The sequence below is a fragment of the Cobetia sp. L2A1 genome, from assembly GCF_009796845.1.
Lineage (GTDB): Bacteria > Pseudomonadota > Gammaproteobacteria > Pseudomonadales > Halomonadaceae > Cobetia.
Map to the genome: position 1 here is coordinate 2877051 of NZ_CP047025.1, position 22291 is coordinate 2899341.

A 22291-nucleotide genomic window follows, 5' to 3' on the forward strand; every position below is an offset into this window, starting at 1 on the left:
AGCACCAATGAAACGCCCGCGACTCAATGAGTCGCGGGCGTTTTCGCATGTCGTGCTGGAATCCTGCGATCGATCAGGCTATCCCCGTGTTACTGGATACCGCCTGCAGTCAAGCGAGCAGGGTCTAGCAAGCGTGCAAGCTCATCACGGGAAATATCGGTCTCTTCCTCGGCGACATCGAGAATCGGACGACCCGCCTGATAGGCCTGCTTGGCAATGCGCGCCGCCTCGTTGTAACCGATCACAGGATTGAGCGCCGTCACCAATATCGGGTTCTTCGCCAGCGGCACCTGCAGGTTGTCTTCACGCACCGTGAAGGTGGCGATGGCCTTGTCCGCCAGCAGGCGGCTGACGTTGGTGCTCAGCGTGATCGACGACAGTAGATTGCTGGCAATCAGTGGCAGCATGACATTGAGCTGGAAATTGCCGCTCTGTCCGGCAATGCCGATGGCCGCGTCATTACCCATTACCTGAGCCGCAACTTGCGCCGCCGCCTCCGGAATCACAGGATTGACCTTGCCGGGCATGATGGAGCTACCGGGCTGCAAGGCTGCAAGTTCGATCTCACCCAGCCCCGCCAGCGGGCCGGAATTCATCCAACGCAGATCATTACTGATCTTCATCATCGCCACTGCATAGGTGCGCAGATGTCCGGAAAGCTCCACTGCGGTGTCCTGCGATGACAGTGCCGCAAAGAAGCTATCTGCCGGGCGGAAGGCATGACCTGTCTGGCGCGATAGACGCGCAGCGATGCGTTCAGCAAATTCCGGGTGAGCATTGATGCCGCTACCGACGGCGGTACCGCCCTGCGCGAGGCGTTCAAGACGCGGCAGAACTTCCTCAAAGCGCTCGATGGCCTGAGCCACCTGTGACTGCCAGGCACCCAATTCCTGGCTCATGCGGATCGGCATCGCATCCATCAGGTGGGTACGACCGGTCTTGATGACGTGATCTACCTCATCGGCCTTGCGGGCGATCACTTCATGGAGGTGACGCAACGCAGGGAGCAGTGACTCGCTGACCGCCAACACCGCTGAAAGATGGATGGCCGTCGGGATGACGTCATTGCTCGACTGTCCCATGTTGACGTGATCATTGGCACCCACATTGACATCACTGCCAGACTTCGCCAGATGCTCATTGGCCAGATGGGTCAGCACTTCATTGACGTTCATGTTGGTGGAAGTACCAGACCCCGTCTGGAAGATATCAACCGGAAACTGATCGGCATGCTCGCCGTCGATGATCTGACGTGCTGCCTGCACAATCGCCTTCGCGCGGGTGTCATCCAGCAGCGCCAGGTCATTATTCACTTCGGCAGCGGCCAACTTGATACGCGCCACGGCGCGAATGAAGGCGGCTGGCAATGGCTGACCGCTGATCGGGAAGTTATCGACCGCCCGCTGGGTCTGGGCGCCGTAAAGCGCGCTCACTGGTACGTCGAGTTCACCCATGCTGTCACGTTCGCGGCGAGTCTGGCTGCTCATTCGATTGCTCCCTGTACTAATGCGGGCACCACCTCCACGTGAAGGCGCTACCGAATAGACGTTGATAGGCGATGCGTTGATGCTTCAATGTCCTCATGATCATGTGGGGCCGGAAAGGATTCCAATCAAGTCACTTGATGGTAGTGATTATCAATATCAATCACTGATCGATCGCCAGAACCCTCCACCTTCACCACTGCAGCAGCGGGGCCGCACGCTCGCAAGGCCGCTTCTCGCCAATCCTCTGTCTCGCAAGACTGACCCTCGGTTACACTACTGACCATTCACGAGTGCACGACTCACTCAAGCTTCTCACTACCACCTTTGAGAGGAAAACATGAAAAGCCTGAAAGAGCAGACAGACGCAAAAATCGAAGCTGGGCGACGAGCCAAACCTGACTTCATGAAAAATGTCGATAAGATCCTCAATCAAGCCAAGGCCTTTCAACAAGGTGCCGATGCCATCGCTTCAGGCGACAAGGCACCCGACTTCTCGTTGCCTGCGGCATCAGGTCAATTGGTGTCACTCGAGGAATTGCTGAAATCCGGTCCGGTGGTCGTGACCTTTTATCGTGGTGACTGGTGCCCCTATTGCAGCCTGCAACTGAATGCCTTGAATGCACGACTCGATGATATACACGCACTAGGTGCACAGCTGGTGGCCATCAGTCCGCAGGTTCCTGATGACTCCTTGAGCGAGAATGACATCAGCGCGATGAAGTTCTGGGTATTGTCGGACCAGGATGCAAAAGTTGCCTCTCGCTATGGCGTCGCTTGGAAAGTCCCGGAATATCTTGCAGAACACATGCGCGTAGATCGTGGGTTGGACCTGGCTGCCATCAACAACGGTGATGGCAGCATATTGCCGATCCCGGCAACATTCATCATCAATCGAGAGGGTACGGTGACGTGGCGTCATGTCGATGTCGATTATCGAACACGCTCGGAACCTGAAGATATCATCACCGAATTGAAGCAGCTGGGTTGATGACCCTCTGAGATATCGCCATTCAGCTTGGCGATGCGGCGCGTGATGCCATAGTGCACAATCCCGATATGGCATCACGAGTCTTGGGGAATTGCATCACGACGCGTCTGCCTTCAAAGAGGCGCGTCGAACTTGACCAAGAATCGTCTTGTCCATATTTACCGACATCTCGATCACACATCATCACACCGTCGTGACACATCATTGCGGACGTGTCGTCACGGTCTGCCAGTTACCTTCATTCATCAACGGGATTCCTTCGCTCTAGATGCTCATCTCATTCTTGATCACGATCACCGAAATCTCTCTGTATCGAGTGGTCTCTTCCTCATGACGACCAAAGGGAGATACCTCCGATGAAATGGCTCTCGTTCAATCCTTATTTCACCTATCTGCACCGCCAGCGGCTGCATATCCTGCGCGTTAGCGTGGCACTGACGCTATGCTTCGCGATCATCGAGCTGTTCAACTTGCCGCACAGTTCCTGGGCTCTGGTCAGCACCGTGATGGTGATGGGCAACCTGCCCCACGTCGGCGGCGTGCTGGACAAGGGGTGGCAACGTCTCGTCGGAACGCTACTGGGCGGGCTATGGGGGCTCATCCTGATTCTGGTTGCAGAGCCACTTCCCGGCGTGGTGCCCTTCTGGAGCATTGTCGGTATCGCATTGGCATTGAATGCCACCTTCAGCAATCGCTATGGCTATAGCTCGCTGTTGTTCTGCGTCACGCTTCTGATGGTGATCGGTGATGGCAATCACGACCTGGGCATCGGCCTGTGGCGTGTCTTCAATGTCGTGCTCGGCACCTTGGTCAGCATCGTCGTCAGCGTGGTGCTGTTGCCACAGAAAGCCACGGACGTGTTCCGCTTCCTGCTGGCTGACAACCTCGACAAGCTGGCACGCCTCTATCATGGGCATACCAAGGCAGAGCGCGAAGGTGCCAATGAAGCCCTGGCGCTGGTGCGTGCCACCTCGGCCCAGCTGGTCAAGCAACGGGGACTGGTGGACGCCGTTGCTCAGGAGGGCCGCATCGATCGCGGGGCAATCGAGGAAATTCTGTCATTCGAGCGTCGCATGATCTCGACCATTGAACTGCTGCAGGAAACACACTGGAATACCCGCGAGGGCCATGAATTCATCGAGGGACTGGAGGGGCTCCGCGATGCGCAACATCGTCTGGCGCGTGCACTCGGCACATTGGCCTTCCAGGTGCGTACCGGACAGTCGATTGAGCTCACGGTCACCCCGTTTGATCTACAACGCTATGCCGATGTCCGTAACGTCGTAAGCCACAAGGGACGCGCGCTATTCAGTCCTGCAGGCTATCTGTGGCTGAATCGTGAACTGGCACGTCTGACGGAAGCACTGGCGGAGCGCTTGGGCCTGTTGGAACGCCTGCCTAGCCAGCGCTTGCAACAGCGCCTGCCAGGGCATGGGTTGATCAGCGATGCTCGCCGCCTGTTCTTGCCGGAAGACCCGACTCCGGGCGACACCGCGGTGCCGACAAGGCCCGCCGACACGCCGGGTGAGAAAGCCAGTACGACGCCAGAGACTCCACACGCTTCTACTGACACAACTGGACCAGCCTCCTCGAGCCCCTCGTCACGGAGAGACTCATGAGCCAGTCATTCTCAGAGCATCAACAGGATGTACATGATGTGCTGATCGTCGGTGGTGGTGCTGCCGGCCTGACATTGGCACTCAGTCTCGCCGATAACCTTTCCAAGGCACCTATTGCACGACGCGTCACCTTGCTACGTCCCGCTCGCGAGGCGCAAGGTGCCAGTCGCTGGGCACAAGGCGGGATTGCCGCAGTACTGGCACCTGAAGATGATGTCGAATCACATGTGGCCGACACCTTGATTGCCGGTGATGGACTATGCAATGAGCGCGCAGTTCGCTTCACTGTCAGTCATTCCCGCGAGGCCATCGAATGGCTCATCGCGCTTGGCGTACCCTTTACGCCCGCTGAGGCAGATGCAAGTTATCCCTATCATCTGACACGGGAAGGTGGACACGGAAGGCGGCGCATCATTCATGCGGCAGACGCTACTGGGCGCGCCTTGCTCGAGACACTCAGTGCGCATGTTGAGGCGCACCCTGCCATCAAGGTGCTAGATGATCTGCTGGCGGTCGATATTGCCGTGACGGACAAGCGAGTCGATGGCTTATGGGTGATGGATGACAAGGGGCAGCAATGCTTGCTGAAAGCCCATGACCTGGTGCTGGCTACCGGTGGTGCCAGTGGCCTTTTCGCGCATGCTACCAGCCCCAGCGCCAGTGTCGGCGACGGCATGGCAATGGCCGCACGCGCGGGTGCCAGCCTGATGAACCTCGAGTTCCAGCAGTTTCACCCCACCTGCCTGTATGACCCACAAGGTGGGCCTTTCTTGATTTCCGAGGCAGTACGCGGAGAAGGCGGCCTTCTCATACGCCCCGATGGCCATCGTTTCATGTTCGATCATGACCCACGGTTGGAGCTGGCACCGCGCGATGTGGTGGCACGCGCCATCTTGTCGGAAATGCGCACCCATGATCTCGCACATGTGAATCTGGATATCAGCGCACTGGGGGCGGACGCCATTCGCCATCACTTCCCGACAATCGCTGAGCATTGCTTGACGCGTGGCATCGACATCACCTGCACACCGATCCCCGTCGTACCCGCGGCGCACTATAGCTGTGGTGGTATTGCAACCGGACTCGACGGGGCAAGTGATCTGACCGGACTGTGGGCGATCGGCGAAGTAGCCTGCACGGGGTTGCATGGGGCCAATCGCATGGCCAGCAACTCACTACTGGAATGTCTAGTGCAGGCGCGGGCCTGTGGCGAGGCATTGGGTGCACCCCGCAAAGCCATCGATGCACCACGCAAGCCGACACTACGCGCATTGCCATCCCTGCAGACGCAGCTTCTGCAGTACCTGGCAGATCATCGCAGTGTGTGGCAACGGGTCATTGTCCTACGCGCCGATGAGGCACGTGAACGACTCGATGCCCTGCGCAAACTCATGAGCCTGCGGGCGGGTATTGAGCGCAGTCAGCGAGGCCTGGACGTGGCGCTTCAGCAGATGATGGACTGGATAACGCCAGCAAGCGACAGCGCCGAAACAGACACCAGCGGTCGCGAGACATTACCGCAACATACCGCTAGCCTTAGCCATCTATCGCTCTATCAGGCCTTGACACTGGCACCGCTTCTGCTCATCAGCGCTCATCAGCGTCATGAGTCGCGCGGGCTACACTTCGTGCGTGATTACCCGATGCCGGCTCCCCGTGCTCGTGACAGTATCATTCGCTTGTCAGTCTGACGCTGACACATCAACTATCCAGCTCGAGAATACGTCATCTTGTCCGTATCGCCTCAAGTACGGGTGGCTGACGGGGCATATCGTGAGGTTGCGGCGGCCATAGCAACCAAAGGCGCAACTGATGCAGATCAGAGGCATTACCGCTATCGGGCCACAACCACAGCGTACGAGACGGCTCACCCGCAGGCGTCACACGCAGACCGATCAAGCGTGGTGAGCACCAGACGCAGTGCACGCTGACAGCACGCCAGGTAGTCGACTGTGTATCTGCCCACCACCAGCAAAGCCGCATGCCAGGTCGGCGGTGACGAGCAGACTTGCTTCCCTCGTCACCGTCACCTTGTGGAACGCCGCCTCGAACGCTGTCGCGACCACCTGCTTGCCCAACGTCTTCTTGATCACTTTCTTGATCGTCGCCACGACTCTCCTCGGACATATCCTCGAGAACCCCTACCGTCAGTAGCGATGTCATCTCTGTCATATCACGACTGGCTGCGCCAGACAGGCCAGTGTCTCCCGATGGCTCATCACCCAAAGACTCCCCTCCAAGGGCTAGCCAACAGTATTCATTGCCACTGACGCGTTCTCTATACGCTCGTCGCCACCACCATAGAGACTCGATCAGCTGCAACAATACGCAGAGTGTCAGCAGCCCGAGAGCTAGCCAAACCATCCAGGGTACAGAGGCGGCCGCCCAAAACGCACAACGCCCTGTCTCGAAAGACAAGGCGTTGTATATGCAGCTCAATGACAGGGGAATGTCGAAAGACACGCTGAGTAGTTGAGCTAGACAGGCCGTCGAGGCAATACTCGCCACCAGCAAACCCAGTCGCAGGCCAGCCTGAACATGGGAAGCCTGTTTAGAGGCCTTTAAACTGATCGCGGTGGGCATTTTCGGCATTGGCAATAACCATGTCGATCAGACGCTGATACTCCGGGTTACCCGACGGGTTACGCTTCATCAGCCAGACGAAGAGGTCTTGGTCCTCTTCTGCCAGCAAGTCCACGTAAATCGCCTTGTCCTGGTCGCTCAACGCATCATAACGTTGTTCCAGGAAAGGCAGCAGCAACAGATCCAGCTCCCACATACCGCGACGCGAATGCCAGTGAAGCCGCTTACGAATCACATCTTCCATTGCCTGAACCCCTGTCGTCACATCAATACCCGCAGTATACCCGAGGGGGCTGGCGGCGGCATCCGTTGACCCATTACCTCATGATGAATTGGCAATCCGAGTCCTGATCAGCAATGATGTCCGTAGTGCGTTGTTTTCTCAGGATTTGCCCATTATGCTGAGGTGATAACAATCACAAGGATGCGTGCGCCTGTCCGGTGACAAGATGTTGCCCGACTGCCGCATCACGAACGCCTTACTTTTCTGAAGGCGCAGGCATGGAGAGATCCGATGACCAAGTCCGAGCTAATCGAGCAGATAGCAGTGCGACAGCCTGAATTGTCGCTCAAGGATGTAGAGGCCGCCGTCCGCATCATTCTCGATGATGTAACCGACTCACTGGCCCATGGTGGCCGAGTCGAGATCCGTGGCTTTGGCAGCTTCTCGTTGCACTACCGCGAGCCACGTCTGGGACGTAACCCCAAGACAGGCGAGCCGGTGCAGCTGGACGGCAAGTTCGTCCCGCATTTCAAGCCGGGCAAGGAGCTCCGCGAACAAGTCGACGCAAGTCGCGCGCTTGGCTACTGAACGACTCATCATGTGAGCCGCTATCCCGTTGGCGGCGTCAAGACTCGGGCGCTGGCCAGTGATACACTCGCCCTGTGATGATTCACGACTGCATTTCATGACAAGGAAACCGTTATGCGTTGGCTAAAAGGTCTCGTTCTGGCCGTGATCCTGCTGATCGTCCTGCTGGTCGGCATTCTGTTTGCCGTTCACAATCAGCAAGCCGTGCCCCTCGATCTTATCTGGGTTGAACTTCCCGCCGCCTCTCTTTCCATGTGGCTGCTATTCTCCCTGGCCATCGGAGTGGTACTTGGCATGGTGGCAATGACGGGTATGTACCTGCGTCTGCGCACCCTGTTGACTCGTGCGCAGCGACGCAATCAGCAGCAACGCAAGGAACTGGACCAGTTGCGTATCCAGGAGATCAAGGAAGTGGCATAAATGCCTGATCTGATGATGCTGGGAATACTGATGGCGGCCATCGCCATTGGCTTCTGGCTGGGGCGACGTGATCGTCGCCCCGAGACACAGACTCCAGCGCCGACCTCTTTATCCCGCGACTATTTCGTTGGCCTCAATCATCTGCTCAATGAGCAGCCTGATCGCGCCATTGAAACCTTCGTTCAGGCACTGGAAGTCAACAGTGATACGGTCGATACCCACATCGCACTGGGGAATCTTTACCGCAGTCGCGGTGAGGTCGATCGGGCAGTCAAGATCCATCAGAACCTGTTGGCACGCCCGGCACTCGACAGTGACCAGGGTGAACGAGTTCAACTGGAGCTCGCCCGCGACTTCATGCGCTCAGGGGTTTACGATCGTGCCGAGAAGCTGCTTGAAGCGCTGCTCAAACAGGCGCAGAACGAGTGCCATCGCCGCGATGGCAGGCGTTTGCTGATTGACCTCCTGGAACGCGAACGCGAGTGGGAAGCCGCCCTGGAAGTCGCACACTCTATTCTGCGACAGGAAGGCGGGGTTCGCCGTGCAGCGGCACATTGGCACTGTGAGCTAGCCGCTCTCGATATTGCAGAAGGTAGCTTGGCGCTCGCCCGCAAGCGCCTCAAGCAGGCACTGTCTACCGACGAGAAGTGCGTGCGTGCCAACTGGATGCTGGCAGAGATCGAATTTGATCATGCCAACTACAAACAGAGCATCCGCTTGCTGCAACGTATTCCACGCCAGGATACCGGCTTCACTCCCATTACCCTGGAACCGCTCGGCAATGCCTTTCGTATGCTTGATGATGAAAATGGCTTGGTGCGCCATCTTCATCAAGAAGTCGAGCGTGCCCCCTACACCACGACCGTCATCAGCTTGGCCCAGTTAATCGAGCGCCGTGATGGCGTCGAGGCAGCCGCCAGTTTTGCCAGCCAACAGCTTCATCGACACCCGAGCTTGCGTGGGGTCGACTATCTGCTCGATCTCTACCTGCTGGATGCCGACGAGCGCGAGACAGAGCGCTTCAATCTACTCAAGCGCCATACTCAGCAGCTGATCGAAGCACGCCCGCGCCATCGTTGTCACCGCTGCGGTTTTGAAGCCTCACTGCTGATCTGGCAATGCCCCAAGTGCCGTCACTGGGGGACTGTCAAGCCGATTACAGGCCTTGAAGGCGAGTAGCGCTGGCCATTGCCTATTATCTATCTGTTACCCATTACCCATAGATTCTTTCTTCACTTTCTCTGCGCTTGCGTGTTCAGGGCACTCTCGCGATGCCCTGCATCACAACCTCACTGTCGTATCGAGCAGTGCTGTACACCCTGACGACAGTGCTCGCAAAAACGCCTCCACAGCCAATGCCGTGGAGGCGTTTTTCATGCCATCAAGTCTGCTATCGCAATGGCATTATCTTGCAGGTGCTCGCTCACGTAAACGCGGTGAAAGCATCTCTCCGATCAGACAGGCGATCAAGATTGCAGCAAGGAAATAGGGCCAGTCGCCAATTTCCAGATTCGCGAGGCCCAGCGCGTCGACAAAGATTGCGACAATACATACTGGGCTGACATAGCGAATCATGAACACCCAAAGACGATAACCACCAGCGCTCAGATCCAGTTCATCACGCATCATGCTGCTCTTGAAGACAAACCCAGCCAGCACCGCCATGGCGATGCCTCCGATCGGCATCATCCAGCGTGAGGTCAAGTAATCAAGCCAATCGAAGAAGTGCTTGCCAGCAAACTTCCACTCCGCGCCCAGATTGAACGACAGCATCGCAAACATCGCGACAAGCCACAGTGCTACACCGGCGATCCAGGAAGCCTTTATGCGACTCATGTTGCGGTTCTCGGTCAGCCAGGCAACCGTAGCCTCAATCATTGAAATCGCCGAGGTCAGTGCCGCGATCGACAACATGGCAAAGAACAGTACGCCAAAAAATTGACCAAAGGGCATCTGATTGAAGGCCACCGGCAGACTCATGAAGATCAACCCAGGGCCGGAGGACGGGTCCATGCCATTGGCAAAGATGATCGGGAAGATCGCCAGCCCAGCCATCAGCGCCACCAGGGTGTCAGCGATCGCGACCGTAAAGGTGGTACGTGCAATCGACGTACCCGCCGGCAGATAGGAGCCGTAGGTCAGAATGGCACCAGAGGCCAGTGATAGCGTGAAGAAGGCATGCCCCAGCGCCGCCAACAGGCCTTCACTGGTCAGCTTGGTCATATCAAAATCAAACAGAAAGTGGAAACCTGCCGAGAAGTTACCCGAGGTCAGCGCATACCCGATCATGATCATCAGCATGATCACCATGCCCGGCATCATCCAGCGCACACTCTTCTCGACGCCCTCCTGAACGCCACGCCCAACGATCAGCATCGTGATGATGGTGACCAGAGTAGCCCAGCCGCCCAGCGCCCAGGGACTGGCATTGCCAGCGTCAAAAATAACGCCCAGTTCAGCAACACTTTGCCCCGACAGCGCGCCGCTGGCCATTTTCCACAGGTAGCTGAATGACCATCCCGCTACCACCACATAGAACGACAGGATCATGAAGCCGGCCAACATCGCCAGCCAGCCGAAAACTCGCCATAGCGGACTAGCACCGGACTCGCGGGCCAGAGTCGCGATCGCATCAATCGGACTACCGCGTCCGCGACGCCCCAAGGCGATCTCGGCCATCATGACCGGCACGCCTACCGCCAGAATGCAGGCCAGATAGACCAGCACGAAAGCGCCACCACCATATTCACCGGTGATATACGGGAATTTCCAAATATTACCCAGCCCCACAGCGGAGCCGGTGGCCGCGAGGATAAAGCCCCAACGACTGATCCAGAGATTCTTGGGTTGCTGTCTTGCCGTCATGGAATACCTTGCGAGTTATTGTTGTGAATCAATGATGTCCTGAATATGACATCCGCCGCCTCCCGAGACTCACTGGCGTATTTTACTGATATCAGCAGGATTCGTCCGCGATATTCATGCCAAAGACATGAATATCTATAAGAAAAAATAGTGCCTAGACACTGCACAGCAAATTCTTCTGAAAACTTGCCAACGGCAGCAAGTTACATATGAAACCATACGATGCCTATCACAGCCTTGGAAGGCCTACTTTCTCTTCCTGTCCTCTCTATAATCGATAAGTGGCACACCTCATTGACAGTCTGTCAGGCTAGTCTGCCACTCGACCCGACATGCCAGACGGCATAGGGTAGAAAATTCAGAAAGAACAGGTTGAGAGATGCAAAGACAGATCGCGCACCAGACACACAGCCAGTCAACTACAGCAGCTATAGCGTGAGAAGGAGCAGATCATGCATCGTCAATTTGCGGTCATAGGACTTGGTTACTTCGGCGCTACGGTTGCCCGTGAGCTCAGGCGTCACGAACATGAGGTACTGGGCGTCGATCCTGATGAGAAACGCCTCAACGCTGTCGCTGACCTTCTCAATCAAGCGGTCATCGCCGACCCAACGGATGAACATGCCCTCCGTGAGCTGGGGCTAGATCAATTCGACGCTGTACTGATTGACCTCTCCGACTCCATGGAGCAAAGCTTGACCTGTGCCCTGCTTGCCCGTGAGCTGGGCGCAAAGGAGTTATGGGTCAAGGCCACGTCCGATGCCCACCACAAGCTACTCAGCAAATTGGGTGTCGATCACATCGTACATCCTGAATATGACCTGGGCGTACGGGTTGCTGAAAGCCTTGCCTACCATGCAATGGTCGACTTCATCCATCTTGGAGATCATCAGTTTGTGGTTGAACTGGAAGTCAGTGAGCGGCTATGTGATGAATGCCTGCAGCTCGATCAGCTACCACTGGGCGATGACATCAGCGTGGTTGCCTTGCGCAAGGGTAAGACACTCGACCGCTCGCCAGCTCCCGACACGCCTCTCAATCATGGCGACCATCTTGTATTGATTGGAGAGCTAAGCGCCTTGCGCAAGCTAGGGTCACATCTGTGAGGCATCATTATCGGCGCTATCTACGTCCACTGACACGCTCACCGCGCGGCCCGATCATTCACCTGTCACCACCAGAAATACTGCTCGGTGGCTTTCTTGGCTTGAGCCTGCTTGGCGCCTGCCTGCTCAAGCTACCTGGCATGCACCATGAAGGCCTGAGCTGGCTGTCAGCACTGTTCACCGCAACATCGGCAGTCACGGTGACAGGACTGTCCGTCACGCCCCTCAGCGAATTCACTGTCTATGGTCAGGCAGTCGTGATGGTATTGATCCAGCTGGGCGGCCTTGGCTTCATGACACTGGCCGCTCTTTCGCTGATCATGCTGGGACAGCGATTGCCGATGCATCAAACCAGTCTGGTCCGCGAAGCACTGAACCGGAGCAGCTCTCGCGAAATTGGCCGTCTGCTCAAGATGATTACCGTTTTCGCACTGACACTCGAGCTTGTCGGGGCATTGCTGCTGGCCATTGATTGGGTGCCACGTCATGGCTGGTATCAAGGCTTGTGGCTGAGCCTCTTCCACTCCATATCGTCGTTCAACAATGCTGGCTTCACCTTATGGCCAGACAGCTTGATTCGCGATGCCGCCAATCCTTTGGTGACTGGCGTGATCAGCGTGCTGTTCATGACCGGTGGCATTGGCTTTGCCGTCATTGGAGAGCTCCGCGAGCGACGCCGCGAATATGGTTGGCGTGTACTCCTTCAGCCATCTCGCTTCTCAGTGCAGACACGGCTAATTCTCGAGGCCACTGTCATACTTAACCTGTTAAGTCTGGTGGTGATTCTGGCACTGGAATGGCGAAACCCCGGCACACTGGGCGGGATGGCCACTCAGGGCGAACGCATACTGGCCGCCGCCTTCACTGCGGTCACGCCACGCACTGCGGGATTCAGCGTCATTGACACCTCTGCGATGACTCACGCCAGCACGCTATGGACCATGGCATTGATGTTCATCGGCGGCGGCAGCGGCTCAACGGCCAGCGGCATCAAGCTGACGACCTTCGTGGTACTGCTGCTGACCACTCGCTCCTTCTTGCGCCGAGAAGCGTCCCCCTCATTGCATGGCCGACGTATTGGTGATGAGACCATCTTCAAGGCGATCTCCGTGGCGCTGGCCGCCCTGCTACTGATTTTCACCATGCTGTTTGCGCTGACCATCACTGATCCAGACCACGACTTTCTGACACTCGCCTTCGAGATAGTCTCTGCCTTTGGCACCGTGGGCCTGAGTCGGGGCCTGACACCAGAGCTTTCGGCGCCCGGGCAGCTGATCATCATCATCACCATGTTGCTAGGGCGTACCGGCCCGCTGGCACTGGGCTATCTATTGGCGACACGCAAGCATCATGGCATCAACTATGCTCGCACAGAGCTTTCCATTGGCTGATGGCTATCACCGGGAGGCTTCAGGGATACCAGGTATCGTATCTACAATGCTCTGCATCACTCTCTACAACAGCCCCCGAGATAGCGCTGAAACAACACGGCAGCATACCTTGAAACGACAAAAGCCCTGACGCAATGCGCCAGGGCTTTTGAATGCTATAAGCCGACAGAATCTGTCACCGTGAAGCGGCAAGCAGATCTAGTCAACGATTCTAATGATCATCATCATCGTGATCATCATGCTCGTCGTGATCGTCATGCTCTTCAAGGCGCTGATGCGTATGGCCTTCGCCGTCGTACTCATCCACACGAGCCTTGAGCTTCTGGCCAGGGCGGAAGGTCACCACGCGACGCGCAGAGATCGGAATCTCTTCGCCGGTCTTAGGGTTACGCCCAGGACGCTCACGCTTGTCACGCAGGTCAAAGTTGCCAAATCCGGACAGCTTCACCTGTTCGTTCTCACGCAGACAGCCGCGAATCTCATCGAAGAAGACTTCTACCATCGATTTGGCTTCACGCTTGGACATGCCAAGATCTGCATGCAGATGCTCGGCGAGTTCCGCCTTGGTCAACGCTCCCATGTCCGCTCCCTCGTTCAAGTGGCGACTCATGCTCTCAGCGCCGCCCCGAAGCGTGTATGGCCATCGGTGACGATCGCATCGACTAACTGATTGATTTCATCATCATTGAGCGTGCGCGAAGGATGCTGCCAGGTCAAGCCCAGAGCGAGCGACTTGTGACCATCGGCTACCCCCTGGCCCTGATAAACATCAAATAGACGCAGATCAGTCAGCCATTCTCCGGCCTGAGCCCGGATAGCATCGAGCAATGACTGTACATGCACGCTCTCTTTTACCACAAACGCCAGGTCACGACGCACTTCCGGGTACTTCGACAGCGCCGCGAAACGCGGTAGACGTCCGGCACAGGCAGCGGCGAGTGTCATCTCGAAGACGAACACCTCAACCTTCAGACCCAGCTCCGCACGAGTAGCGGGATGCAGTGCACCCATCCAGCCGACCGGTTCGCCATTCAGTAGCAAACGAGCACTTTGCCCCGGATGTAGCGCAGGATGCTCAGCAGCCTCAAAGCGCCATGCGTCAAGATTGCCACCCAGCGCCAGCAGTGCTTCGACATCGCCCTTGAGATCAAAGAAATCGACCTTTTCGCGACCGCCATTCCAGCCCTCCGGCACGCGCGTACCACTGATCAGACCACCCACCATCGGAATCTGGTCGAGCGTATCCAGCTCACCACGAAATACCAGGCCTGTCTCGAACAAGCGCACGCGCGACTGCTGACGATTCAGGTTGTGGCTAAGCGCCTTGACCAGTCCCGGCCACAGCGAGCTGCGCATGACAGCCATATCACTGGAAATCGGGTTCGCCAGTGACGGTGCCACACCCTCTGGGTCCAGTGCTTTCTGCTGCTCCGGCGCCACAAAGCTGTAGCTGATCGCTTCCTGATACCCACGCGCGACCAGCTGACGACGCAGACTCGTCAGCGGCTGTGTCGCCTCGTGAGAAACCGCAGGCGTCAAACGTGCATTGGGGCGACTGACGGGCAGGTTGTTATACCCGTGAATACGCGCCAGCTCTTCGATCAGATCAGCTTCGATACTGACGTCAAAACGCCAGCTCGGCACCGTGACCTGCCAGTGACCTTCGCCATTGGCAGTCAGCTGCATACCTAGACGTTCAAGAATCTCGACAATCTCGTCATTCGGTAGCGCCATGCCCAACGTACGCTCGACACTGGCAGCACTCAGGCTCACTACCGCAGCCTTGGGCAGCTCCGCGTCGCTGGCGACTTCGATGACCGGACCCGGCTGGCCACCGGCAATCTCGATCAACAAAGCAGTCGCGCGCTCAATGGCGTCACGCTGCAACTGGGCATCAACACCACGCTCGAAACGGTGCGAACTGTCAGTATGCAAGCCATAGCTACGAGCCTTGCCGGCAATCGTCAGCGGAGCAAAGAAGGCAGCTTCGAAGAAGATATCCTGAGTATCAGCACTCACACCGCTACCCTTGCCACCCATCACGCCCGCAATGGCCAACGGGCCATTCTCATCAGCGATGACCAGGGTATCGTTACGTAGGGCGATCTCCTGGCCATCGAGCAGCGTCAGCGGCTCCTCGGCTTTTGCCATGCGTACGTCGATGCCACCGTTCAGGCAGGCCAGATCGAAGGCATGCATCGGTTGACCGAGTTCAAGCAGCACATAATTGGTGATATCGACCACTGGATCGATGCTGCGAATGCCGCTGCGGCGTAAACGCTCTTCCAGCCACAGAGGAGACGTCGCGGCCACATTGACGCCACGGACCACACGACCCAGGTAGCGCGGGCAACCCTGCGGCGCACTAACGGCCACAGGGAAGGTATCATCGATGACAGCTGTCACCGGTGCGATGGTCGGCGCCGTCACGGCAAGGCGATTGAGCACAGCGACCTCGCGCGCCAGTCCCTTGACGCTCAAGCAATCGCCACGATTGGGCGTCAGATCGACCTCGATAGCATTGTCATCGAGATTCAACCACTCACGTGCGTCATGACCGATAGGCGCATCTGCCGGCAGCACCATGATGCCGTCAGAGGCATCATCTTCAAGGCCTAGTTCGGAGGCGCCGCAGATCATGCCGCGGGATTCGACACCACGCAGCTTGGCCTTGCGAATCTTGAAGTCGCCCGGCAGCTTCGCACCGACACGTGCGAAAAACACCTTCTGGCCTATGGCGACGTTTGGCGCGCCACAGACGACCTGCACCAGATCGGCGGAACCATCATCGACCTGACAAACATTGAGGCGATCGGCCTCCGGATGCGACTGCTTGTCCTTGACCTCAGCCACGACGACACCAGAAAACTCACCAGCGACTGGCTCGATACCATCAACTTCAAGACCGGCCATGGTGACCTGATCGGCCAGCTGCTGGGTGCTCAGTTCCGGCGACACCCACTCACGCAGCCACTGTTCGGAAAATTTCATCTTGCTGTCCTGTTCCGTAAGTTCACGCCGTCACGGCGCGATACGTGAATGAGTGCCTAGCTGAACTGGCGAAGGAAACGCAGGTCGTTCTCGAAGAACAACCGCAGGTCGTTGACGCCATAACGCAGCATCGCCAGACGCTCCACGCCCATGCCGAAGGCGAAGCCGCGGAAGCGCTCGCTATCGATACCGGAGTGACGGAAGACTTCCGGATGCACCATGCCGCAACCCATCACCTCTAGCCAGCCGGTGTGGGAGCAGACACGACAGCCATCACCGGCACACATCACGCACTGGATATCGACTTCAGCGGACGGCTCGGTGAATGGGAAATAGGACGGGCGGAAACGTACTTCCAGATCATCGCGCTCGAAGAAGGTATGCAGGAATTCTTCTACCGTGCCCTTGAGATCGGCAAAGCTGACGTTCTCGTCGACCAGCAGGCCTTCGACCTGATGGAACATCGGCGTGTGCGTCAAATCAGAATCACAACGATAGACACGGCCCGGACACACAATACGTATCGGTGGCTCACTGGCCTTCATGCTACGTACCTGTACCGGTGACGTATGCGTGCGCAGCAGGCGTGTCGCATCAAAGTAGAAGGTGTCGTGCATCGCGCGCGCCGGATGGTGCGACGGAATGTTCAGCGCTTCGAAGTTATGATGATCGTCCTCAATCTCAGGACCTTCCGCGACACCATAACCAATCCGCGAGAAGAAACTTTCAATACGCTCAAGCGTACGCGTGACCGGATGCAGACCACCCACCGGCTCACCACGTCCCGGCAACGTCACGTCGATTCGCTCCGAGGCCAGACGTGCATTGAGTGCAGCCGTTTCCAGCGTATTGCGCCGCGCATCCAACTCGCCACTAAGCAGCTGCTTGGCTTCGTTGATGGTCTCACCGGCCTTGGGACGCTCTTCGGGAGACAGCTTGCCCAATCCCTTGAGCAATGCGGTGATCTCGCCCTTCTTGCCCAGGAAGCGTACCCGAACCTCATCGAGGGTCTGGACGTCTCCGGCCGCCTGGATCGCGGTGCGTGCTTCGTCCACCAGGGTGGAAAGATGTTCCATCCGTTCAGCTCCGATCGCTTGAGTCACTGATGGGAGTCGCCCCACCATCAGCGGAAGTCGCGCCGACCATAAGGCCGACAGGGAGAGCGCCTCGTCGACGGTGAAACACGTCGGCGATCACGCCCTTGCCAAAAGGCTGGCTCCCGACAGGAACCAACCTCATCAATATAAATGTCTGGCACACTCAGCGAGTACCACTATTCATTCCGAGGGTGCCAAACAAAAACAGGGGAAGAGCGGCTGCTCTTCCCCTGTGACGTAACACGTCATCGTGATGCCATCTGACCAGCCCGGTGCGTACACCTGGCCGGCCTTACCAAGACAGTACCCGAAGATACTGCCAGGATGCCGATGGCATCTGATCCGGTCACTTAGGCAGCTTTTGCTTTCTCAACGATAGCAGCAAAGGCAGCTTTTTCGTGAACCGCGATATCGGCGAGGACCTTACGGTCGATCTCGATATTGGCCTTTTTCAGGCCAGCAATGAAGCGGCTGTAAGACATGCCATTGATGCGGGCCGCAGCGTTGATACGCGCGATCCACAGAGCACGGAACTGACGCTTACGGACACGACGGTCACGATAAGCATACTGGCCGGCCTTGATGACAGCTTGCTTGGCTACGCGGAAGACGCGTGAACGCGCTCCGTAATAACCTTTAGCCTGCTTCATGATCTTCTTGTGACGGCGACGTGCGACGACGCCACGCTTGACGCGGGACATAGCGTACTCCTGATATTAAGAAAGGTAGACCGAGGTAAGGACGGCTTACAGGTTCGGCAGCATACGGCGGATGAGCGCCTTGTCTGCAGCGTGAACCTGTTTCATGCCACGCAGCTGACGCTTACGCTTGGTCGACTTCTTGGTCAGGATGTGGCTACGGAAGGACTGCTTGTGCTTGAAGCCATTGGCAGTCTTCTTGAAGCGCTTGGCAGCGCCGCGGTTAGTCTTGATCTTCGGCATGAGTTTTAACTCCGCTCGGTTTCTTGAGAAAATCCAAGGCCGACAAAGACAGAATCACGCCCGCAGGCGTGACCCTGAAATGTCCGTTTTACTGCCTATGGATCACTTCTTTTTCGGCGCGAGAATCATGATCATCTGACGGCCTTCCATTTTCGGGAAGGACTCGACGACCACAAGCTCGCCAAGGTCGCCGGCGATTCGTTCCATCAGCTTGCGGCCGATGTCCTGATGCGCCATTTCACGACCACGGAAGCGCAAGGTTACCTTACCCTTGTCTCCGCCTTCGATGAAGCGAATCAGGTTACGCAGCTTGACCTGATAATCGCCTTCATCGGTACCAGGACGGAATTTGACTTCCTTGACCTGGATTTGCTTCTGCTTCTTCTTCTGCAGATTTTTCTGTTTCTTCTCATCGAAAAGAAACTTGCCGTAATCCATGATCTTACAGACGATGGGGTCGGCATTAGAAATCTGGACGAGGTCAAGCCCTGCCTCTTCGGCCTTGGTGAGCGCTTCTTTGGTTGGCACTACGCCAACCTGCTCTCCATCTGCGTCGATGAGGCGGACTTCGTCCGCACGAATACGGTCATTGATGGGAGCCCGCTTTTCTTGGGGGCGTCCGCGCTGATTATTCCGCTTGATCGTTGCGTCTCCGTTTGGCTGAAAATCATTACTGTCAGACTCGTTCTTCCGTCAGGTGTTCCACGAATGCTGAAACACTCATGGTACCGAGGTCTTCACCAGAACGAGTACGGACAGCTACTGCGTCAGCTTCCACTTCCTTGTCGCCTACGACGATAAGGTAAGGGACCTTCTGCAGAGTATGCTCACGGATTTTAAAGCCGATCTTCTCGTTCCTCAAGTCTGCTTTGACACGGATGTCATGTTTCTCGAGGCGGGAGACCAGATCCTTGGCATATTCTGCCTGGGAATCCGTGATGTTAAGTATGACGACCTGCTCCGGGGCGAGCCAAAATGGCATCGCGCCTGCGTAGTGCTCAATCAGTATACCGAGGAAGCGCTCAAAAGAGCCGAGGATCGCGCGGTGTAGCATAACCGGCGTGCGACGCTCTCCACTTTCATCGACAAACTGGGCACTGAGACGCTCAGGCAGATTGAAGTCCAGCTGTAGAGTACCACACTGCCAGACACGATTCAGACAATCTCGTAGCGAGAATTCAATCTTTGGTCCATAGAAGGCGCCTTCACCCGGCTGAAGGTCCCACGGCAGGCCGGTAGCATCAAGGGCTGCCTGCAGCCCTGCTTCAGCCTTGTCCCATGCTTCCGGCTCGCCAATGTAGGATTCCGGACGAGTAGAGAGCTTCAGTTCAACGTCTTCGAATCCGAACTGACGATAGACCTCGAGGGTCAAGCGAATGAAATCTTCTGCCTCAGCCTGCACCTGATTATCAGTGCAGAAGATGTGAGCATCATCCTGAGTAAAGCCACGCACACGCATCAGGCCATGCAGAGAACCAGATGGCTCGTTACGGTGACAGGAGCCGAACTCGGCAAGACGCAGTGGCAGGTCACGGTAGCTTTTCAGGCCCTGATTGAAGACCTGCACGTGACACGGGCAGTTCATTGGCTTGATCGCGTACTCGCGCTTCTCGGATTCAGTGGTGAACATCAACTCATTGTAATGCCCCCAGTGTCCGGATTTTTTCCAAAGCGAAAGATCAACCACCTGCGGCGTCTTGATCTCCTGATAGCCATTGGCACGCTGGATACGACGCATGTACTGCTCGAGCACCTGGTACATGGTCCACCCATTCGGGTGCCAGAACACCATGCCAGGGGCTTCTTCCTGCATGTGGAACAGGTCGAGCTTCTTGGCCAGCTTGCGATGATCGCGCTTTTCAGCTTCTTCAAGACGCTTGGCATAGGCCTTCAGCTGCTTCTTGTCCGGCCATGCGGTGCCATAGATGCGCGTCAGCATCGGCTTGGTGGAATCACCACGCCAGTAGGCACCCGCCAGCTTGAGCAGCTGGAAATGCTTGAGATGGCGGGTATTCGGCACGTGCGGGCCGCGGCACATGTCGGTGTATTCTTCATGGTGATACAGACGAATGGTATCGCCTTCGCCGATACCTTCGATGACTTCCTGCTTGTAGGGCTCATTACGCGCCTCGAACGCGGCGATGGCCTGATCGCGGGACACGTATTCGCGCACTACATCATATTCGGTATCGATCAGCTGCTTCATGCGCTTCTCGATGGTCTCAAGATCTTCCGGCGTTACCGAGCGACCGAAATCGATATCGTAATAGAAACCATCGGTGATCACCGGACCAATGGCCATCTTGGCATCAGGGTAGAGCTGCTTGACGGCGTGACCAATCAAGTGGGCGCAGGAGTGACGAATCACCTCCAGACCTTCCGCATCACGCGCCGTAAGAATGGCAACGTTGGCGTCTTCGGTGATCATGTCGGCGGCGTCGACTTCGACTCCATTGATCTTGCCAGCGACACAGGCCTTGGCCAGACCAGGACCGATGGACTCGGCCAGCTGCATCACGGAAATCGGAGTATCGAAGGTACGCTGGCTGCCGTCAGGCAGAGTAACGATAGGCATGAAGAATTCCTTGCGTTCAGTGGTGGCCCTTACCAAGGGTCACGTGAAACGGGTGTTAGCCGAACGCCATCGGCGTCAGCTCGAAAAGGGTATGACACATCACGTGTCCTCAGCTCCCGCGGTCTCCGGCCTACAATGCCTGGAGAGTCAGTTCCCGCCGCTGCTGCAATAGCCAGAACCATTGCATTCAATGCGAGACTCGAGAGCCGTCTGGTCACGAACGTACTCGACCTTAGCAGCCCTTCAGAAAGTCGTAAAGGCACTGCTGACAGGCCAGTCTCCATCACTATGCATAAACGCAGACAGGGCGCCCGAAGGCGCCCTGTCTGTTTCAACATGCGACGTATGGCTTACTTAACTTCGGCAAGCTCAACACGACGGTTTTCTGCACGACCTGCAGCAGTATCGTTACCGGCAACAGGCTGTTCTTCGCCGTAGCCCATGGAGTCGATACGGCTAGAACCAACGCCTTCGGAAGCCAGGTAGGCCTTCACGGAATCAGCACGCTTCTGGGACAGCTGCTTGTTGTAGGCATCAGAACCTACTGAGTCAGTGTGACCTTCGACGCGAACGCGGACGTTCTCGTTGGAGACCAGCTTCGCAGCAACACCGTTCAGCACTTTCTCGGCATTGGCAGTCAGCTTGGCGGAGTCAAACTCGAAGTTCACGTCACGCAGCACGAGATCGGCGACACAACCCAGAGCGTTGACCTTGGCACCGGCCGGAGTGTTCGGGCACTGGTCCTGGTAATCCGGCACGCCGTCACCGTCGGAATCGAGCGGGCAGCCTTTCGCATCAACAGTGACGCCGGCCGGAGTACCCGGGCACTGGTCTTGGTAGTCAGCAACGCCGTCACCGTCGGTGTCGAGCGGGCAGCCTTTCGCATCAACAGCAACGCCTGCCGGAGTACCCGGGCATTCGTCACGGTCGTTCGGCACGCCATCGCCATCGTCGTCCATGGACTTCGGAGCATCGTCAGCACACAGAAGTGCGCCGGCAGTCGCGCCGCCAACAGCACCCAGTGCAGCGCCAGTATCTTCATCTTTGTTGCCAGAGACGCCATAACCCAGGCCGCCACCGATCAGGCCGCCGGCCAGACCGCAGACGAACGGCTGGCTGTACCAGGGCTTCTCAGCAGATGAAGACTGGGAAGCAGAGCTTGCGCAGCCAGACAGGCCAACAACCAATGCAGAACCCAGAATCAGGCCAGTCGTAGATCTTTTCATGTAAGACTCCTTCTTAACACAGCGCTATATGTAACGAGGGTGTTACGCAGCGGCTCCGAGTATAAGAGCCGAACTCGTCACGGTGAAAGGAATTTTATGCGACATCATCCCTTAAGAAGAAAGCACATGTAGGTGCGTCCTTCCAGCTCTGATCGGGCCTTGTTCCCTTGAAAACAGTACCGATCCTTGTG

Annotated in this window: 20 protein-coding genes; 8 read left to right on the forward strand and 12 right to left on the reverse strand. The window is 56.9% G+C overall.

Annotation, left to right across the window (positions count from 1 at the left end):
- Positions 1–89: 89 nt before the first annotated feature.
- On the reverse strand, positions 90–1487 hold the full coding sequence (locus GQR90_RS12265) for a class II fumarate hydratase (RefSeq protein ID WP_158774364.1): 1398 nt from the start codon (positions 1485–1487) through the stop codon (positions 90–92).
- Positions 1488–1890: 403 nt separating this feature from the next.
- Here GQR90_RS12265 and GQR90_RS12270 point away from each other — a divergent pair, with 403 nt between their 5' ends.
- The 3 genes from GQR90_RS12270 (at position 1891) to nadB (ending at position 5785) form a co-directional block, all read left to right on the forward strand.
- Positions 1891–2475, forward strand: coding sequence for a peroxiredoxin-like family protein (locus GQR90_RS12270; protein WP_199269423.1), 585 nt, complete (start codon positions 1891–1893; stop codon positions 2473–2475).
- Positions 2476–2831: 356 nt separating this feature from the next.
- On the forward strand, positions 2832–4094 hold the full coding sequence (locus tag GQR90_RS12275) for an FUSC family protein (protein ID WP_158774366.1): 1263 nt from the start codon (positions 2832–2834) through the stop codon (positions 4092–4094).
- Complete coding sequence (gene nadB, locus GQR90_RS12280; protein ID WP_158774367.1) at positions 4091–5785, forward strand: L-aspartate oxidase; 1695 nt, start codon at positions 4091–4093, stop codon at positions 5783–5785. The genes GQR90_RS12275 and nadB overlap by 4 nt, the downstream gene beginning before the upstream one ends.
- 204 nt (positions 5786–5989) lie before the next feature.
- On the opposite strand, the gene GQR90_RS12285 is transcribed toward nadB, so the two are convergent.
- Both GQR90_RS12285 and GQR90_RS12290 read right to left on the reverse strand, forming a co-directional pair.
- Positions 5990–6205, reverse strand: a complete 216-nt coding sequence (locus GQR90_RS12285) for a hypothetical protein (RefSeq protein WP_158774368.1) — start codon at positions 6203–6205, stop codon at positions 5990–5992.
- Positions 6206–6645: 440 nt separating this feature from the next.
- Entirely contained in the window at positions 6646–6921 is a 276-nt protein-coding gene (locus GQR90_RS12290; protein ID WP_158774369.1) for an FAD assembly factor SdhE, read from the reverse strand.
- A gap of 270 nt (positions 6922–7191) precedes the next feature.
- Here GQR90_RS12290 and GQR90_RS12295 point away from each other — a divergent pair, with 270 nt between their 5' ends.
- The 3 genes from GQR90_RS12295 to lapB all read left to right on the forward strand — a co-directional run bounded on the left by GQR90_RS12295 (position 7192) and on the right by lapB (position 9087).
- Complete coding sequence (locus GQR90_RS12295) at positions 7192–7488, forward strand: integration host factor subunit beta (protein WP_158774370.1); 297 nt, start codon at positions 7192–7194, stop codon at positions 7486–7488.
- A gap of 114 nt (positions 7489–7602) precedes the next feature.
- Positions 7603–7908, forward strand: a complete 306-nt coding sequence (locus GQR90_RS12300; RefSeq protein ID WP_024952295.1) for a lipopolysaccharide assembly protein LapA domain-containing protein — start codon at positions 7603–7605, stop codon at positions 7906–7908.
- Positions 7909–9087, forward strand: coding sequence for a lipopolysaccharide assembly protein LapB (gene lapB, locus GQR90_RS12305; RefSeq protein WP_158774371.1), 1179 nt, complete (start codon positions 7909–7911; stop codon positions 9085–9087).
- Between the two features lie 225 nt (positions 9088–9312).
- Here lapB and GQR90_RS12310 read toward each other — a convergent pair whose 3' ends face one another.
- On the reverse strand, positions 9313–10773 hold the full coding sequence (locus tag GQR90_RS12310) for a sodium-dependent transporter (RefSeq protein ID WP_158774372.1): 1461 nt from the start codon (positions 10771–10773) through the stop codon (positions 9313–9315).
- A 452-nt stretch (positions 10774–11225) separates the two neighbouring features.
- Between GQR90_RS12310 and GQR90_RS12315 the strand changes: the two genes are divergently transcribed.
- Positions 11226–11879, forward strand: coding sequence for a potassium channel family protein (locus tag GQR90_RS12315; protein ID WP_158774373.1), 654 nt, complete (start codon positions 11226–11228; stop codon positions 11877–11879).
- On the forward strand, positions 11876–13270 hold the full coding sequence (locus GQR90_RS12320; RefSeq protein ID WP_158774374.1) for a TrkH family potassium uptake protein: 1395 nt from the start codon (positions 11876–11878) through the stop codon (positions 13268–13270). Before GQR90_RS12315 ends, GQR90_RS12320 begins: the two co-directional genes overlap by 4 nt.
- A gap of 211 nt (positions 13271–13481) precedes the next feature.
- Here GQR90_RS12320 and ihfA read toward each other — a convergent pair whose 3' ends face one another.
- The 8 genes from ihfA to GQR90_RS12360 form a co-directional block, all read right to left on the reverse strand.
- Positions 13482–13850 carry an integration host factor subunit alpha gene (gene ihfA / locus GQR90_RS12325; RefSeq protein WP_233266283.1) on the reverse strand — a complete coding sequence of 123 codons (369 nt, stop codon included), beginning with the start codon at positions 13848–13850 and terminating at the stop codon, positions 13482–13484.
- Between the two features lie 26 nt (positions 13851–13876).
- A complete protein-coding gene (gene pheT / locus GQR90_RS12330) occupies positions 13877–16261 on the reverse strand; it encodes a phenylalanine--tRNA ligase subunit beta (RefSeq protein ID WP_158774375.1) in 2385 nt (794 codons plus the stop codon).
- A 56-nt stretch (positions 16262–16317) separates the two neighbouring features.
- The gene (gene pheS / locus GQR90_RS12335; protein ID WP_158774376.1) at positions 16318–17337 is read right to left on the reverse strand and encodes a phenylalanine--tRNA ligase subunit alpha; all 1020 of its coding nucleotides are present in this window, start codon (positions 17335–17337) and stop codon (positions 16318–16320) included.
- A gap of 371 nt (positions 17338–17708) precedes the next feature.
- Positions 17709–18059, reverse strand: coding sequence for a 50S ribosomal protein L20 (gene rplT, locus GQR90_RS12340; protein ID WP_024952303.1), 351 nt, complete (start codon positions 18057–18059; stop codon positions 17709–17711).
- A gap of 45 nt (positions 18060–18104) precedes the next feature.
- On the reverse strand, positions 18105–18299 hold the full coding sequence (rpmI, locus tag GQR90_RS12345; RefSeq protein WP_024952304.1) for a 50S ribosomal protein L35: 195 nt from the start codon (positions 18297–18299) through the stop codon (positions 18105–18107).
- Positions 18300–18401: 102 nt separating this feature from the next.
- The gene (infC, locus tag GQR90_RS12350; protein WP_084488080.1) at positions 18402–18941 is read right to left on the reverse strand and encodes a translation initiation factor IF-3; all 540 of its coding nucleotides are present in this window, start codon (positions 18939–18941) and stop codon (positions 18402–18404) included.
- Positions 18942–18975: 34 nt separating this feature from the next.
- Positions 18976–20874 (reverse strand): threonine--tRNA ligase, encoded by a 1899-nt coding sequence (thrS, locus tag GQR90_RS12355; RefSeq protein WP_158774377.1) that lies wholly within the window; start codon positions 20872–20874, stop codon positions 18976–18978.
- Between the two features lie 350 nt (positions 20875–21224).
- The gene (locus tag GQR90_RS12360; RefSeq protein WP_158774378.1) at positions 21225–22100 is read right to left on the reverse strand and encodes an OmpA family protein; all 876 of its coding nucleotides are present in this window, start codon (positions 22098–22100) and stop codon (positions 21225–21227) included.
- Positions 22101–22291 lie beyond the last annotated feature (191 nt).

Excerpts from the sequence above, each read along its gene's own strand:
- GQR90_RS12300 (WP_024952295.1), top strand. The coding sequence starts at position 7,603 with ATGCGTTGGCTAAAAGGTCTCGTTCTGGCCGTGATCCTGCTGATCGTC.
- rplT (WP_024952303.1), bottom strand. The coding sequence starts at position 18,059 with ATGTCCCGCGTCAAGCGTGGCGTCGTCGCACGTCGCCGTCACAAGAAG.
- thrS (WP_158774377.1), bottom strand. The coding sequence starts at position 20,874 with ATGCCTATCGTTACTCTGCCTGACGGCAGCCAGCGTACCTTCGATACT.
- GQR90_RS12275 (WP_158774366.1), top strand. The coding sequence starts at position 2,832 with ATGAAATGGCTCTCGTTCAATCCTTATTTCACCTATCTGCACCGCCAG.
- pheT (WP_158774375.1), bottom strand. The coding sequence starts at position 16,261 with ATGAAATTTTCCGAACAGTGGCTGCGTGAGTGGGTGTCGCCGGAACTG.
- GQR90_RS12290 (WP_158774369.1), bottom strand. The coding sequence starts at position 6,921 with ATGGAAGATGTGATTCGTAAGCGGCTTCACTGGCATTCGCGTCGCGGT.
- GQR90_RS12295 (WP_158774370.1), top strand. The coding sequence starts at position 7,192 with ATGACCAAGTCCGAGCTAATCGAGCAGATAGCAGTGCGACAGCCTGAA.
- GQR90_RS12270 (WP_199269423.1), top strand. The coding sequence starts at position 1,891 with ATGAAAAATGTCGATAAGATCCTCAATCAAGCCAAGGCCTTTCAACAA.
- GQR90_RS12360 (WP_158774378.1), bottom strand. The coding sequence starts at position 22,100 with ATGAAAAGATCTACGACTGGCCTGATTCTGGGTTCTGCATTGGTTGTT.
- lapB (WP_158774371.1), top strand. The coding sequence starts at position 7,909 with ATGCCTGATCTGATGATGCTGGGAATACTGATGGCGGCCATCGCCATT.
- GQR90_RS12265 (WP_158774364.1), bottom strand. The coding sequence starts at position 1,487 with ATGAGCAGCCAGACTCGCCGCGAACGTGACAGCATGGGTGAACTCGAC.
- GQR90_RS12315 (WP_158774373.1), top strand. The coding sequence starts at position 11,226 with ATGCATCGTCAATTTGCGGTCATAGGACTTGGTTACTTCGGCGCTACG.
- nadB (WP_158774367.1), top strand. The coding sequence starts at position 4,091 with ATGAGCCAGTCATTCTCAGAGCATCAACAGGATGTACATGATGTGCTG.
- ihfA (WP_233266283.1), bottom strand. The coding sequence starts at position 13,850 with ATGGGAGCGTTGACCAAGGCGGAACTCGCCGAGCATCTGCATGCAGAT.
- pheS (WP_158774376.1), bottom strand. The coding sequence starts at position 17,337 with ATGGAACATCTTTCCACCCTGGTGGACGAAGCACGCACCGCGATCCAG.
- GQR90_RS12310 (WP_158774372.1), bottom strand. The coding sequence starts at position 10,773 with ATGACGGCAAGACAGCAACCCAAGAATCTCTGGATCAGTCGTTGGGGC.
- rpmI (WP_024952304.1), bottom strand. The coding sequence starts at position 18,299 with ATGCCGAAGATCAAGACTAACCGCGGCGCTGCCAAGCGCTTCAAGAAG.